We start from the raw sequence: 14,525 nt of genomic DNA, 5'->3' as shown, positions 1-14,525 counted from the left end.
GAAGGGCTATCTAGCTAGCGAGTGAGAATATCGATAGCGCTCTTCAAGCGGTTTTCTAGCGGGGAAAGGTCAAATGGGTTGTCCCGTGGCCAGCCAATGGTCAGACGAACACCGTCGCCATCGTAATCCGCTTGCTCAATGGGGATAGCCTGCTCTTCGCACCAGGCGCGGGCAATCGCTTCGTTGGCAAAACCGAGCCGCAGGGTATAAAGATCGCGCTCGACCACTTCCTGGGTAGGTAGCGTCTCCAAAGCATGGCTAACCGCCTGGGCGTAAGCGCGGGCCAAGCCGCCGGTACCGAGCTTCGTGCCGCCAAAATAGCGGATCACCACGCAACCGATTTGACCTAATTGGCTGCCCTGCAGAACTTGATACATTGGGCGACCCGCGGTGCCGCCAGGTTCGCCATCATCAGAGAAGCCAATCAAATTTTGCTCGCCGGGTGGGCCAGCAATATAGGCCGTGCAGTGATGGCTCGCATTGGGATGCTCGGCTTTAGCCGCCGCCAGCATGCGAGTGAATGCATCAATATCTGAGGCGTGGCAGGTCCAGGTAATAAAGTGACTCTTTTCGACTTCGATGTCAGTGGTCTGCCAAGACGAAAGAGGGAGTTCCGGCACCCGGTAGCGCATTAATGCTCCGTGATAGTAGGCTTGTTTTGCAGGCCAGCTCTTGGATGAGATTCAACACCCATCACCATGCCGAGCACCTGAATATCACGGTTATGCAAAAAAAGCGCTGGCTGCAACGTATCCTCAGGCCATAGCTCTACGCCAAAGCGGCTGATCGAAAGTTGCTTCAAGACGATTTTTTGCTGGTTGATTTCGGCAACGGCGGTTTCTGTTTGGGCATCATGCTGATAACGCCGAATAATAATGACATCGCCATCGAACAAGTTGCAATCACGCATTGCGTTACCACGCACTTTAAGCGCATAGGTATTGCGACGGGTAATGCTAGGCGTTGGCGCATAGGTACGCGGAACCGAGCGTAAGTGGTTAGGCTTAACGGTAGGTGCTGCCATCGATATGGTCATTGAGAAATCTCCATTGCATGTTCTTTCATACAGTGGTTTTCAGTATAGACCTGTTTTTGCATACAGTGCTAGCAGTAATTGGTCTTACGCCATATTGATTGAGGTCATGCTGCGACCCAGCGCCGCATAGAGTGAGTGGCGAGAAACGGGCTTTCCGTGTAGAGTTCGACGCGAAATCAATGTGCCTGGAGAGACTCTTGAGCCTGTGTCTACAAGCCCGACAGCTGTCCTGCGAACGTGATGATCGCTCACTGTTTAAGGGGCTGGATCTCGATATTCGCAGCGGTGAAATCGTGCGAATTGAAGGGCCTAATGGCAGTGGTAAAACTAGCCTGCTTAAAATTCTCTCCGGGCAACTGAGCGACTATGAAGGCGAGCTGTTCTGGAATGGCGCTGCAATGCAGAGTGTCCGTGAACATTTTCTCGCTAATTTGCTCTATTTAGGACATGCCCCAGGCATCAAGTCTGGGCTATCCCCCTTAGAAAATTTAGCGTGGTATCAGGCGCTGAGTGGCGAGAGCAGTGGAGGACAGGGCCGCGGGGCACAAGAGGGCGAGGAGCAGCGCCTGGATGCCCTTGAACAGGTTGGCCTGGCAGGCTTTGAAGACGTGCCCGCCGGTCAACTCTCGGCAGGCCAGCAGCGCCGTGTGGCGCTGGCGCGATTGACGCTGACCCCCCGCGCGCTGTGGGTGCTAGACGAGCCCTTCACCGCCATTGATCGCCACGGTGTTGCAGCCCTTGAAAGGCAACTGATTAGGCATGCTCAAGCGGGCGGCTGCGTGCTAGTAACGACACACCACGAGTTAGCCGCGTCATCGCTGTTAAGACGCATAGCGCTGGGGTAGAGGAGACCGGATTGCAGGAAACAGGGTTGCAGAAAACAGGCTTGCACAGCTCTTCAGGTAGCTCTCTAAACGGATCAGACTCCGTCATGGATGCCCCTTCAGTGCCATTGCTTGAGCATCAGGGCGGGCTGATGATCGCGGTGAAGGCCACGTTGGTGCGTGATTTGACGCTGCTGCTGAGACGTCGCGGTGAAGTGCTCAATCCGCTGGTGTTTTTTGCTCTGGTGATCACCCTGTTTCCGATCGCTATTTCACCCGACCCGGAGCTGTTGGCGACGATTGCGCCAGGGTTGCTATGGGTGGCGGCACTGCTAGCCGCGCTGCTGTCGCTAGATAGCCTGTTTCGCAGCGACTATGACGACGGCAGCCTTGAGCAGCTGTTACTCGCCCCGCAGCCGCTGGCTGCATTAAGTGTGGCGAAAGTGGCGGTGCATTGGCTGCTGACCGGGCTGCCGTTGGCACTGATGGCACCACTGCTGGGCATTATGCTTGCACTGCCTGCGGGTAGCTACGCGGTGTTGGCGCTATCGCTGGCGCTGGGCACCGCGAGCTTGAGCCTGATTGGTGCCATTGGTGCGGCGTTAACCGTTGGGTTGGCGCGGGGCGGCGTATTGCTCTCGCTATTAGTGCTGCCGCTGTATATTCCGGTACTCATTTTTGGCGCAGGTGCCGTCCAGGCGGCTATTTTGGGCGACGGTGTCTCTGCGCACTTGGCTATCTTAGGCGCGCTGCTGGCCGCCTCACTTATGTTAGCGCCGTGGGCGATTGCCGCATCGCTGCGTATCAGTATTAACGGTTAAGGATAGGACACGCTATGTGGGCCTTTATACACAAACTGGGATCACCCAAGTGGTTCTATGGCATTAGCGCCAAATTACAGCCCTGGTTTTGGGCCGCAGCGGTGCTGTTATTGGTCACAGGCTCGCTGTGGGGGCTGGCGTTTGCGCCTGCGGATTATCAGCAGGGCAACAGCTTCCGGATCATTTATGTTCACGTGCCGGCGGCCTTTTTAGCTCAATCGATTTTTATTTCCATGGCAGTGTCTGGGCTGGTGTTTATGGTCTGGAAAATTAAAGTCGCCGATATGGCGGCGGCAGTCATGGCACCGCTGGGCGCTGCGATGACCTTTGTCGCGCTATTTTCCGGTGCTGTATGGGGTGTGCCGACCTGGGGTACCTGGTGGATGTGGGATGCCCGACTTACCTCCATGCTGATTCTGCTCTTTCTCTATTTAGGCGTGATTGCCCTGCGCGGTGCGTTTACCAGCCGCGATAGCGCCTCACGGGCAGCCTCGGTGCTGGCCATGGTGGGCGTCATCAACATTCCCATCATCAAATACTCGGTGGATTGGTGGTACACCCTTCACCAGCCAGCCTCGTTTACATTAACCTCGCGCCCAACGATGCCCACCGAAATGTGGCTACCGCTGGTCATTATGGTGCTGGGTTTCTACAGCTTTTTTATTGCCTTGACGCTGATGCGCACGCGCAGCGAGATCCTACGCCGAGAGTCGAGCAAGCGCTGGGTACAGGAGCTCGTTAACGGCCAGGTAGTGAATGCACAGGCAGAGGAGACGCGCTAATGGCATTTGCCTCATTTTCCGAATTTCTCGCCATGGGTGGCCATGCACCTTACGTATGGTCTGCCTGGGGAGTAACGGCACTGCTGCTGGTGGCCACCGTTTGGCATGCACGTGTTGAACAACGTCAGTTACTGAATGGCATAAAGCGTCGGGCACGGCGCGCAAATAGCTTGAGAGAGAACGCCCAATGACCCCTAAACGTAAACAGAAACTCTTCGTCATTTTGGGTTTGGTATCGTTAACCGCGATTGCTGTCGGGCTAACGCTGTATGCGCTACGTGCCAACATTAATCTGTTTTTTAGCCCGGTGCAGATCGCCCAGGGCGATGCGCCCATGGAACGACAGATTCGCGCGGGTGGCATGGTGAAAGAGGGCTCGGTGTCCCGTAACCCTGACAGCCTGGACGTCGCGTTTACCGTGACTGATTATGTCGATGACCTAGAGGTCTACTACAGCGGCATCCTTCCCGATCTATTCCGCGAAGGCCAAGGTGTGGTGGTGGTCGGGGAGCTTCAAACCGATGGCCGTTTGTATGCCGATAAAGTGCTGGCGCGTCACGATGAGAACTACATGCCGCCTGAAGTAGCGCAGGCACTTGAAGAGGCGGGCTATTCGCCAGCCGACTATCAGGCCAAAGCTGCCGAAGTGGGTAAGCGGCTTGATGAAGAGGGCGTCCCTCAAGCAAGCGAGTATTAACCCCCCATCGTTTAACCGACTTGCCCTACCGCCAGTGCTAATTCGGAGCGCACATGCTGATTAAAATGATTCCTGAAATTGGCCACTTCGCCCTCATCATCGCGCTGTTGATGGCGATGGTGCAGGCAGTGATGCCCCTGGCCGGTGCAGCGACCCGCCGCCCACTGTGGATGGCGTATGGTCAGCCCATGGCGGCCGGGCAGTTTCTGTTCATTGCCATCGCCTACGCCTGTTTGACCGCGAGCTATATGCTGGATGACTTTAGCGTGGCTAACGTAGCGAATAACTCCAATTCGCTGCTGCCGTGGTACTACAAATTCAGCGCGGTGTGGGGCAACCATGAGGGCTCTGTCCTGCTATGGAGCCTAATGCTGGCAGGCTGGGGCTTTGCGGCGAGCCTGTTCACCGGCAACTTGCCGCGGGATATGGTCGCTCGGGTGATGGGCGTCATGGGCATGGTATGTGTCGGTTTCTTACTATTCATCCTGATCACCTCTAACCCTTTTGAACGCTTGCTGCCCGACATGCCTCAAGACGGTGCCGACCTCAACCCGCTGCTGCAAGACTTCGGGCTAGTGGTGCATCCGCCGATGCTTTACATGGGCTATGTGGGTTTTTCCGTGGTCTTTGCCTTTGCGATTGCGGCTCTCATGGGAGGGCGCCTAGACGCCGCCTGGACGCGCTGGGCACGTCCCTGGACGAATCTGGCCTGGGCGTTTTTGACCGTGGGGATCGCCCTGGGCAGTTGGTGGGCCTATTACGAGCTTGGCTGGGGCGGCTGGTGGTTCTGGGACCCGGTCGAAAACGCGTCGCTGCTGCCCTGGTTAACGGGGACTGCGCTGGTGCACTCGCTGGCGGTGACCGAAAAGCGCGGCTCGTTTAAGAGCTGGACCGTGCTATTGGCGATCTCGACCTTTTCGCTGTCGCTGATGGGAACCTTCCTGGTGCGCTCCGGCGTGCTCACCTCGGTACATGCGTTTGCCAACGACCCTGCCCGTGGCTTCTTTATCCTGATGCTGCTGGCGATTACGGTGACGCTCTCGCTGCTGGTATTCGCACTGCGAGCCCCGCGGGTCAGCCACAAAGTGGGCTTTAACTGGCTCTCTCGCGATGCGCTGCTGCTGGTCAATAATATCTTCCTGGTCATCATGACGGTCACCGTTTTGCTTGGCACCGTCTATCCGCTGATTCTTGACTCCCTGGGGCTGGGTAAAATCAGCGTGGGCCCGCCCTACTTCAATGCGCTGTTTGTACCGCTCACCGTGGTGATGTGTATCTTTATGGGACTAGGCTCGGTAACGCGCTGGAAAGGCATGGCGGTGCGTGACCTAGTCCGTAAGCTTTGGTTGGCGGGCGTTGCTGCGCTGGTGTTGGGCATACTGATGCCGCTGCTGTATCGCGGTGAGTGGAACCTGTTTGTCTCCCTGGGGATCGTCTCTGCGCTTTGGATTGTGCTGCCGATGGTGCGCGATGTATTCGATAAAACCCGTCACGCCAGCTCGTTCATCGCCGGGTTACGCAAACTCTCACTCTCTTACTGGGGCATGGTGTTAGGACACATTGGTGTGGCGGTCACGATTGTGGGTGTTGCGGTGGTTTCCAACTACAACATTGAGCGTAATGTGCGCATGTCGCCGGGTACCACGGTTGAAGTGGCGGGCTATCAGTTCACCATGACGGAGTTGACCGAGCGTCGCGGGCCTAACTTCCTGGCGGATACCGCGGTTATTCAGGTACAGCGTGGCGATACCGGTAGCAGTTTCACCATGCGTCCTGAAAAACGCCTTTATCTCGCAACCGGTATGCCGATGACCCAGGTGGCTCTGCGACCGGGGCTATTCCGTGATCTCTATGTGGCCATGGGCGAAGACCTTGGCGACGGCAGCTGGGCGATGCGTGTCCAATACAAGCCCTTTGTACGCTGGCTATGGCTGGGCGCTCTGTTTATGGCATTTGGCGGCGTACTGGCAGTGCTCGACAAGCGCTATCGTCGCGCCGCAGTCACCCGTGAAACGCCCCAGGCCGCGACTAAAGCCGATTCATCGCAGGAGGCCGTGGTATGAAACGACGGCTACTGCTATTACTGCTGCCCATAAGCTTTTTAGGCTTGGCGCTGTTTTTTTACCAAGGCCTATCGCTGGATCCTTCCCAGCGCGATTCGGCGCTGATGGCACGCGAGTTCCCGGCCTTTGAAGCCACCACGCTGCGCGATGAGAATCGGCGCGTGGATCAATCGCTACTCCAGGGCGACGTCACCCTGGTTAACGTCTGGGGCGAGTGGTGCCCCGCGTGCAAGCAGGAGATGCCCCAGCTGCTGGAACTGGCCGATCAGGATATTCGGATGGTCGGGGTTAACTACCGCGATACCCGCGAGAAAGGCATGGAGTTTCTCAGCGAGTTTGGCGATCCGTTCGAAGTGAATATTTTTGATCCAGAAGGCGAGCTGGGTTTTGACCTTGGCGTTTACGGCGCGCCGGAAACCTTTCTGGTCGATGCCGACGGCGTTATTCGCTATCACCATAAGGGCTACGTATCGCCACAAGACGTCCGCGAACGAATCCTGCCGGAGGTGGAAAAATGGCGCTAATGCGAACCATGGCAGCGCTACTACTGCTGGTCATAGCGTTTGGTGCAGCGGCGGGGGGGATCGAGCTACGCGAGTTTGACGATCCGGTCATGGAAAAACGTTATCACGATTTAACCGCCTCCATGCGTTGCCCGCTGTGTGAAAATCAGGCCATAAACGATTCCGATGCCCCTATCTCGGGGGACATGCGTGAGCGGGTTTATCAACTGCTGCAAGAGGGGCAATCGGACATCGAAATCGTCAATCATATGGTCCAGCGGTTTGGCGAATATATTCTCTATAACCCGCGTTTAGAGAGTCGCACCTATCTGCTTTGGGGGCTACCTATTGCGTTGGTGCTGCTAGGCGCTCTGGTGGTTGTGTTAATGATTCGTGCCCGCCGAAATGCCTCTGCTAAAGCGCTGAGCGCCGAAGAGCGCCAGCGTATAGATGCGCTGATTAACCGTAAGAGGTCTTCATGACGCTGCTCTGGATTGCGATTGCCGTTTTACTGCTCCCCGCGCTGTGGCTGCTGGTAGCGCCGCTAAGAAACGCGCGTCGATTACATGATCAACAACACGCGTTTGAAACCAATGACACCTCTGCCGAGCAGAACGTGGCGATCTTTAAACGTCGCTTAACGTCATTAGAAGCGGCGCGAGAGCGTGGCGACATTGACGCCGAGCGCTTTGAAGAAGATCGGTTGGAGCTTGAGCGCAGCCTGCTGGAAGACACCGCCGTGCGTGCGCGCCGGCCGCTCAAACCGGCGGGGGCGGGTCGCCTTGTGGTGCCGGTCGTTATGGTGGCCGTGGTGGTGGTCAGCGTGCTTTGGTATCAGCAGAAAGGCGCCGAGGGCGACCTCGTGTTACTCGCCGTTCAGCAAGAAGTACAGAATGACCCCGAAGGCTCGTTGGATATGTATATCGAGCGGATGGAAGAGCAGGCCGAGCGTCAGCCGGATAACCCAAACGTATGGAGCGCGCTGTTTCCGGTCTATCGCGAAACCGGACAGATGCCCCAGGCCGTCGATGCGCTTGAACGCCTGATTGAGATTGAGGGCCGCATTCCACCGCTGCTTGCTCAACTAGCGCAAATTCGTTTCTTTATGGCCGAGCGCGAACTCACCGATGAAGTGCAGGCGCTGGTCGATGAAACGCTGGAACAAGATCCACGCCAGCCGACCGTGCTAGGCATGCTAGGCATTCATGCCTTTGATAACGGTGATTATGAACAGGCTATCGACCGCTGGCGCCGTGCTGTGGCTAACATCGAAGACCCTAATACCGCCGCCTCGCTGCGCGATGGCATTCGCGTTGCCCAAGAGCGGATGGGCGTTGCGCCTGAAGAGGCTGCCGTGGAAGCCGCCCAGAGTTCAGGTGTCCGTGTGAGTGTCTCGTTAGACGAAGAACTCGCCGATCGCGTTGACGGCGACGACACGGTGTTTATCACCGCTCGTGATGTGGAAGGTGAACTACCACCGCTGGCCGTGGTGCAGGCACGAGTGTCTGAACTGCCCATGACCGTCGTCTTAGATAATAGCGTGGCCATGTCGCCCCAAGCGCAAATCTCACAGGTACGGGAGGCACGTTTGATGGTGCGCGTTTCGCCCTCTGGGCAAGCCATGCCCCAACCGGGTGATCTATTTGGTGATCTTGAGAGCGTCAGCGTCGGACCAATCTCAGATGATGAAGCCGCTGAGGTGGTCATTAACCGTGTCTTTGAATAACCCTGCTTTGAATAACCAGAGCACTATCTCGACATGCGCTTAACCTCGATTCGCTTAGTCGGGTTCAAGTCGTTTGTTGACCCCGTGACGGTACCCTTCGATGGCAATATGACCGCCATCGTGGGCCCCAACGGCTGTGGTAAATCCAACATTATTGACGCCGTGCGCTGGGTCATGGGGGAGTCCTCCGCTAAAACCCTGCGTGGCGAGTCCATGGCCGATGTCATTTTCAACGGCTCCACTGGCCGAAAGCCGATCAGCCAAGCCTCCATAGAGCTTAAGTTCGACAACCGTGATGGCGGCATGGGCGGCGTTTATGCGCAGTATGCCGAAATCGTCGTTAGGCGCTTGGTAACGCGGGATGGGCAATCCAACTACTTCTTCAACGGTCAAAAGTGCCGTCGGCGCGATATCGCCGACCTATTTATGGGCACCGGCTTGGGGCCGCGCTCCTACGCCATCATCGGCCAAGGCATGATTTCGCGGTTGATCGAAGCCCGCCCCGACGACCTGCGCTCGACGCTGGAAGAGGCCGCGGGTATCTCCAAGTACAAAGAGCGTCGCCGGGAAACCGAAAACCGCATGCGGCGCACCCAGGAGAACTTGGAGCGTCTGGACGATATTCGCGAAGAGCTGGATAAGCAGCTAGAGCGTCTCAAGCGTCAGGCCGAAGCCGCCAAGCGCTATCAAGATCTCAAGGAGCAGGAGTATCGGCTCAAGGGTGAGCTGGCGCTACTGCGCGGCCGCACCCTGCGGGCGGAGCAGTCCCACCAGGAGAGCCGCGTTCGCGAGTTGGAAATCGCGGTCGAAAAAGATGTCTTCGGCGTTCGTCAGTGCGAAACCCGCTTGGAACAAGCCCGTGAACAGCACGACGAACTCTCTGAAGTGCTCGACCGTCACCAACAGCAGTTCTTTGAAACCACCACGCGCATTGCCCGTCTGGAACAAGACCAGGCCCATCGCCGCAGCCGTGAAACCCAGCTCGCTAACGATATTGCTACGGCTCGCCGCGAATTGGACGAGCAGCGCCGGGTTAGCGAAGGCGACCAGACTCGCCTCGCCGCCATTGACGAGCGCTTTGACGATCTGCTTCCCGAGCACGAAGCCTTAGAGGAGCAGCTCGAAAGTCTGGAGCAGTCGCTAGCCGACGCATCTCCCGCCCTGGAAGCCGCCGAGCAACAGTGGGCCGATGCCGAAACCCGCTGGCGGGATGCCAGCCGCGACGCTGATCGTAGCCAGGATCAACTGCGCGACCTGGAGCAGCGCATTCAGCGGCTGCAAGCCGAAAATCAGCGCCGCCGCCAGCAGCGCAGTGAGGTCGCCGACCTCACAGGGCTACGCGAAGAGCATGCGGTATGCGAAGAGCAGTTAGCGGATGCCCAGCAGCAGGCGGAGGGCTTTCAAGCCCAGCGGGATCAATGGCAGCAGCGTTATAGCGATGCCAAGGCGGCCTACCAGCAGGCGACTCAAACGCGCGATCATCAGCGCGCTGAACTGAGTCAACGTCAGGGGGAGCTGGCCTCGCTGCAAGCGTTGATTGATGCTGCACTAGTGGATCACGACCCTGCGATAGGCACGACCCTGGAAGCGCATGGTTTGGCAGAGGCTCCCCAGCTCGGCGAGGTATTACAAGTAGCACCAGGTTGGGAAGCGCTTACTTCCTGGTTGCTTGCGCCGTGGCTCAACGCTCGCTTAGTCACCCGCCAACAGTTAGCGGCCTTGCCCGAGGCCTTAGCCACCGATTGGCGTTTGATCGATCAAACCTCGCCAGCTCCCTCCAACTCGGGTCAGCGATTAGACAGTTTGGTCAAAGGCGCAGGCGCGCTAGGCGAGTGGTTAGCAAGCATTCACTATACGCAAACGGCCGAAGAGGCAGAGGCGCAGGTAGCGCATTTGGCGCCCGGCGAAAGCGTGGTGAGCCAGGATGGGGTTTGGTTGGGCCGTGGCTGGCTGCATCAGCAGGCCAACGGTGAAGGCATCGACGGTCTTCTATTGACCCGCCGCCGCTACGACGAGCTTTCCGCTCAGCGCGAAAGTGAAGAAGAGGCCTTGGCGCTGGCAGAGGAGCAGTGTGAGGCGGCCAATGAGACGATTGAAGCGTTAGAGCAGGCTCGGGAACAGCAGGCCGAACAGGAGCGTGCCCACGCCACCACCCTGCAGCAGCTGGCGGTGAAAGAGCGTAGTTTGGCCCAGCGCTTGGAACACCTTGAAGGTCGTGCGACGGAGCTCGATGAAGAGCTTGCCCAGCTACAAGAGGATGAAGCAGAGTTAGCGCTTACTCTTGATGAGCAGCGCGCCCGCTGGCATGTAGCAATGGAGCAGCTGGAGAGCACCGCCGAAGCCCGGGAAACCAGTGCCGAGCAGCGCAACCGGCAGCGCGAGGCGCGTGATCAACTGACCCAGCAGCATGCGCCACTCAAAGCGCAGCAGCAGGCGTTGGCACTCGAGCGTGAACGCTTAAGCGCTGAGCGGGATAGCCTGCGCTCTCAGCAGGCGCGCTCAAGCGATTCTGAGGAGCGCCTCTCGCTGCGTATTGCCGAGCTTGAAGAGTCGCGGGAGATGTTGGTCGAGCCCGACGAGCTGGCGGGGGAAGAGCTTGAAGAGCTGCTTCATCAGCGTGAGCAGCAGGAGGGGCGCTTAAACGCGACTCGTCAGCAGGCCCAGGCACTGGCTGAGCAACTGCGTAATGACGAACTTGCCCGCCAGCAGCATGAACGTAACCTGGAGCAGAGTCGCGAGCAGCTCCAGCAGCGGCGTATGGACGTGCAGGCGCTGGCACTTAAAGCCGCCACCCAGGATGAGCAGCTAACTGAGCTTGGCCATAACGTCGAGACCCTCGCCGAACAGTTGCCCCAGGAAGCGACGGAAACCCGTTGGCAGGAGCGCCTGGAGAGCACCACGGACAAAATTCGCCGCTTGGGGGCGATCAACCTCGCCGCCATTGAGGAGTATGATCAACAGGCCGAGCGACGAAATTATCTGGAAGCACAGCACGCCGAACTCACCGAAGCGCTGGAAACTCTCGAACGGGCGATTAAGCGTATTGACCAAGAAACCCGGGTGCGCTTCCGCGAGACCTTTGATCAGGTCAATGCCGGATTGCAGGCACTGTTCCCCCGTGTATTCGGCGGTGGTGCAGCATGGTTAACGTTAACCGGCGATGATCTGTTGGAAACCGGCGTGGCGATTATGGCGCGCCCACCGGGTAAGAAGAACAGCACTATTCATCTGCTATCGGGCGGTGAAAAAGCACTGACCGCACTATCGTTGGTATTCGCGATCTTTCAACTCAATCCTGCGCCTTTCTGTATGCTGGATGAAGTGGATGCGCCGCTGGATGACGCCAACGTGGGCCGTTACGCCCGGTTGGTGAAAGAGATGTCTGAGAACGTGCAGTTTATCTATATCACTCACAATAAGATTGCCATGGAAGCCGCCGAGCGCTTGATGGGGGTGACCATGCAAGAGCCCGGCGTATCGCGGTTAGTCTCGGTGGGTATTGAAGAAGCGGCAGCGCTGGTCGATTAACCGCCTTCGCCCTTAGTCTTCAAAAGTCTTGCTGAGCAAGAAATTAACGATGGCCGTTTAGTGCGCGTGCTTGATGAGCATTGGGATATTGCGGTGCAGATACACCTAACACGACCAGCTGCCCCCATCAGTGCGACAGCAGAAAGATTTTGGAAGAGACTGTAACTATAAACAGCAGTTTGTTAATCATGGAGTGATAAACATTATGCAAATACGCAAAAAAATGTCCTAACGCGCTCAAGTTAACTATATTACCTCTATTAATGTTTGGTATGAGAGCGTTAAGCAGCTTATAAATGGATCTTGCCAATGGGGATGATTAGCGCATTAGTAAGCAAATGGCTGAAACGGTTATGAACTTCCCAGCGGTCAAAATGGCTTTTCTAGCTTTCGAGCTTCCTTTATAAAGCTATGTATAACGATTAAATCAAAGGCTCGTGGCACTTTCGGCTGAAGTTGAAGTCGGACTTTTGCCTTAATCGGCTTCAATAACAGTGTCAAAAGCGTGAAAATAGCGTAATTATCAGCAAAAATTGGCCCTTTTCATAGCAATCGCGCTATGCTTGGTGGCAAGTACTTATTAAATAGCAGTTACCCATATTTAGGCATGGTGCCTTAGCAACCGGCAAGATGACCATGGAACGTTCGACATGGAACTAAGAGAGTGGCTAATCATTTTAGGGCTGGCGTTGGTATCGCTCATCGTTATAGACGGTGCGCGAAGACTTCAACGTCAGCGTCGTGTACCCCGTCTGGATCAGGCGGAAAAAGATCTTTCAGCTAGTCAGCTAGAAGATGATCCCGATGAAGCTGCTAAAGCAGCAGAGATCAATTGGGAACTACCCAATGGCGGTGCACGAGTCGTTAAGCCCGCTGACTATAGTGGCTTAGGTAATAAACCAAAGTTAGAGCGTCAAGAGCATCCTGGCCCTTCCAGAGTGCTTTCTGAGTTTAGGCGTTCGGCGTCAGCTAAAGCAGCCAAACGCAAAGCTGCAAAAGCGGAATCCATCGCTAATTCCCAATCAATAGCAGCAGAAAAAACGGAGCGCCCAGCCGTCGCTAAAGCAAATACTGCGACGACTTCACCCTCCATGCCGACTGAGCATGAGCGCCTTGAGCCCAGTATTTCTATGGCAAACACTTCAATGAACAGCACTTCAAAGGCCAGTACCCTAAAGGCTGCTGAGGTTCCCCAGAACAGAGAGGCCGTATCGCAACGCGAAGCCGAGCCAATGGCGGCAGCTGATTCTGCTGCAATGGCTAACGCATCCACTTCTAACGCGAACGCTGAAGCAACTGAGCCTGCTCCACAGGCCGCTATAAAAGAAGACTCAACGACCCGTGAGGCAGCGTCTTCCCCTGATGACATGTCTATTCGCGCAAGCGAAACAGATACGGAAGCCTCTGTTCAGCCTGATTATGACGCTGAACCGGTACTGCGTGCTGAGCCAGAAGATGCCGTATTTGCAAAACATGCTAATGATCACTCTCCTAAACGCCGTCAGTTGCGCTCCGATACAGCCGGTGAGCACGACGAGCTTGACGATGACGAAGTGGATGAGTACCGGTTAGTCGACTTTGAAGGCATGGGCCGCTCATTGAAGCGCCGGTTGATTGAGCGTCGTAAAGAGAAGCAGCGCAAAAAGGCTGAGAAAGCGCTGCGAGATAAGGAGCTGGCCAAGCAGAAAGCTGAGCGTAAAGCAGTGGAAGCGGAACAGCGGCGTGAAGCGAAAGAAGCCGCCGATGCTGAGCGTGCTCGCCTAGCCCAAGAGCAGGCGCAGGCACGTGAAGAGGCAGCAGCCAATGCAGCGGCCGCGGATAGACTGGCTGCTCAGCAGCGAGCGGATGATCAAGCTCGTGAAGCGTCTCGGTATGAAGAGCCCCTTTACGAAGAGGGCTACTCTGCTGACTTTGACGAAAGCATCGATTATGCCAGCGATGCTGCTTATGATGATCGCGCTGCTGATGAGCGCGTGGGGAATGATAGCGTCCGCATTCATCCCACATTAGAAAAAGCCCTGCGTCACGATGTGAGCGGCGAACACGCCAAAGAGACACTTTCCAGCGCTGAAGAAGTGGTTGTTATCAGCGTTCTCTCCCGTGACCCAGAAGGTTTTGACGGTAGCAAGCTGCTGGAACTCATGATGGTGTGTGGCTTGCGCTATAGCCGTGAAATGGGCATTTTCCACCGCTTTGAAACAGAAAGTGATGACAGCGAACTGCAGTTCTCCATGGTCAATGTGGTTAAGCCGGGCACCTTCCCAATTGAAGAGATGGGCGAGTTCATGACCCCAGGCATCACGTTGTTGATGCCACTGCCGGGTGCACTTGATAGCGCTGCCGCGTTCGAGGCGATGGTCGAAACCGCCATGGTCGTGGTGCGTCATATGGGCGGCGAACTGAAAGATGAAAACCGCAGTGTGATGACCGCACAAACGATCGAGTTTGCCCGTCAGCGGGTGCGTGAATTTGAGCGTCGCCATCGTCTGCATCGGCATATGCAAGTCCGCTAAATCACACCGGCTGTTCAACACCCGCCTTCTTG

General features: G+C 56.6%; 13 protein-coding genes. 11 read left to right on the top strand and 2 right to left on the bottom strand.

From position 1 onward, the window contains the following. Window positions 1-14 precede the first annotated feature (14 nt). Together V8L71_RS04780 and V8L71_RS04775 are read right to left on the bottom strand one after the other, a co-directional pair. Window positions 15-632: an IMPACT family protein gene (locus tag V8L71_RS04780; protein WP_336273337.1), complete on the bottom strand. Its 618-nt coding sequence runs from the start codon at window positions 630-632 to the stop codon at window positions 15-17. Next, complete coding sequence (locus V8L71_RS04775) at window positions 632-1,036, bottom strand: LexA family protein (protein WP_336273336.1); 405 nt, start codon at window positions 1,034-1,036, stop codon at window positions 632-634. Before V8L71_RS04775 ends, V8L71_RS04780 begins: the two co-directional genes overlap by 1 nt. A 197-nt stretch (window positions 1,037-1,233) precedes the next feature. Here V8L71_RS04775 and ccmA point away from each other — a divergent pair, with 197 nt between their 5' ends. From ccmA to zipA, 11 genes are all read left to right on the top strand, one after another. Further along, window positions 1,234-1,881, top strand: a complete 648-nt coding sequence (gene ccmA / locus V8L71_RS04770) for a cytochrome c biogenesis heme-transporting ATPase CcmA (protein ID WP_336273335.1) — start codon at window positions 1,234-1,236, stop codon at window positions 1,879-1,881. Between the two features lie 86 nt (window positions 1,882-1,967). Further along, on the top strand, window positions 1,968-2,681 hold the full coding sequence (ccmB, locus tag V8L71_RS04765) for a heme exporter protein CcmB (RefSeq protein WP_008957503.1): 714 nt from the start codon (window positions 1,968-1,970) through the stop codon (window positions 2,679-2,681). Between the two features lie 14 nt (window positions 2,682-2,695). Continuing rightward, window positions 2,696-3,463, top strand: a complete 768-nt coding sequence (locus V8L71_RS04760; RefSeq protein ID WP_008957502.1) for a heme ABC transporter permease — start codon at window positions 2,696-2,698, stop codon at window positions 3,461-3,463. Further along, on the top strand, window positions 3,463-3,654 hold the full coding sequence (gene ccmD / locus V8L71_RS04755; RefSeq protein ID WP_008957501.1) for a heme exporter protein CcmD: 192 nt from the start codon (window positions 3,463-3,465) through the stop codon (window positions 3,652-3,654). Before V8L71_RS04760 ends, ccmD begins: the two co-directional genes overlap by 1 nt. After that, window positions 3,651-4,160 (top strand): cytochrome c maturation protein CcmE, encoded by a 510-nt coding sequence (gene ccmE / locus V8L71_RS04750; RefSeq protein ID WP_008957500.1) that lies wholly within the window; start codon window positions 3,651-3,653, stop codon window positions 4,158-4,160. The genes ccmD and ccmE overlap by 4 nt, the downstream gene beginning before the upstream one ends. 53 nt (window positions 4,161-4,213) lie before the next feature. Next, on the top strand, window positions 4,214-6,223 hold the full coding sequence (locus V8L71_RS04745; RefSeq protein ID WP_336273334.1) for a heme lyase CcmF/NrfE family subunit: 2,010 nt from the start codon (window positions 4,214-4,216) through the stop codon (window positions 6,221-6,223). Then, on the top strand, window positions 6,220-6,747 hold the full coding sequence (locus tag V8L71_RS04740) for a DsbE family thiol:disulfide interchange protein (RefSeq protein WP_336273333.1): 528 nt from the start codon (window positions 6,220-6,222) through the stop codon (window positions 6,745-6,747). The genes V8L71_RS04745 and V8L71_RS04740 overlap by 4 nt, the downstream gene beginning before the upstream one ends. Continuing rightward, a complete protein-coding gene (locus V8L71_RS04735; protein ID WP_176303255.1) occupies window positions 6,738-7,208 on the top strand; it encodes a cytochrome c-type biogenesis protein in 471 nt (156 codons plus the stop codon). The genes V8L71_RS04740 and V8L71_RS04735 overlap by 10 nt, the downstream gene beginning before the upstream one ends. Then, window positions 7,205-8,452 carry a c-type cytochrome biogenesis protein CcmI gene (ccmI, locus tag V8L71_RS04730; protein WP_336273332.1) on the top strand — a complete coding sequence of 416 codons (1,248 nt, stop codon included), beginning with the start codon at window positions 7,205-7,207 and terminating at the stop codon, window positions 8,450-8,452. Before V8L71_RS04735 ends, ccmI begins: the two co-directional genes overlap by 4 nt. Before the next feature lie 33 nt (window positions 8,453-8,485). Beyond that, a complete protein-coding gene (gene smc / locus V8L71_RS04725; RefSeq protein ID WP_336273331.1) occupies window positions 8,486-11,980 on the top strand; it encodes a chromosome segregation protein SMC in 3,495 nt (1,164 codons plus the stop codon). Between the two features lie 650 nt (window positions 11,981-12,630). Then, entirely contained in the window at window positions 12,631-14,493 is a 1,863-nt protein-coding gene (gene zipA, locus V8L71_RS04720) for a cell division protein ZipA (protein ID WP_336273330.1), read from the top strand. The last annotated feature ends 32 nt before the right edge of the window (window positions 14,494-14,525 follow it).

Origin of the sequence: Vreelandella indica, from assembly GCF_037070225.1 — a bacterium.
Lineage (GTDB): Bacteria > Pseudomonadota > Gammaproteobacteria > Pseudomonadales > Halomonadaceae > Vreelandella > Vreelandella arctica.
Note: the sequence above shows the minus strand (reverse complement) of the source record. Positions and strands in the feature narration are given on the sequence as shown.

What these genes read in the sequence shown, in the direction of transcription:
- V8L71_RS04780 (WP_336273337.1), bottom strand. Translation starts at nt 632, where the DNA reads ATGCGCTACCGGGTGCCGGAACTCCCTCTTTCGTCTTGGCAGACCACT.
- V8L71_RS04775 (WP_336273336.1), bottom strand. Translation starts at nt 1,036, where the DNA reads ATGACCATATCGATGGCAGCACCTACCGTTAAGCCTAACCACTTACGC.
- ccmB (WP_008957503.1), top strand. Translation starts at nt 1,968, where the DNA reads ATGGATGCCCCTTCAGTGCCATTGCTTGAGCATCAGGGCGGGCTGATG.
- V8L71_RS04760 (WP_008957502.1), top strand. Translation starts at nt 2,696, where the DNA reads ATGTGGGCCTTTATACACAAACTGGGATCACCCAAGTGGTTCTATGGC.
- ccmD (WP_008957501.1), top strand. Translation starts at nt 3,463, where the DNA reads ATGGCATTTGCCTCATTTTCCGAATTTCTCGCCATGGGTGGCCATGCA.
- ccmE (WP_008957500.1), top strand. Translation starts at nt 3,651, where the DNA reads ATGACCCCTAAACGTAAACAGAAACTCTTCGTCATTTTGGGTTTGGTA.
- V8L71_RS04745 (WP_336273334.1), top strand. Translation starts at nt 4,214, where the DNA reads ATGCTGATTAAAATGATTCCTGAAATTGGCCACTTCGCCCTCATCATC.
- V8L71_RS04740 (WP_336273333.1), top strand. Translation starts at nt 6,220, where the DNA reads ATGAAACGACGGCTACTGCTATTACTGCTGCCCATAAGCTTTTTAGGC.
- V8L71_RS04735 (WP_176303255.1), top strand. Translation starts at nt 6,738, where the DNA reads ATGGCGCTAATGCGAACCATGGCAGCGCTACTACTGCTGGTCATAGCG.
- ccmI (WP_336273332.1), top strand. Translation starts at nt 7,205, where the DNA reads ATGACGCTGCTCTGGATTGCGATTGCCGTTTTACTGCTCCCCGCGCTG.
- smc (WP_336273331.1), top strand. Translation starts at nt 8,486, where the DNA reads ATGCGCTTAACCTCGATTCGCTTAGTCGGGTTCAAGTCGTTTGTTGAC.
- zipA (WP_336273330.1), top strand. Translation starts at nt 12,631, where the DNA reads ATGGAACTAAGAGAGTGGCTAATCATTTTAGGGCTGGCGTTGGTATCG.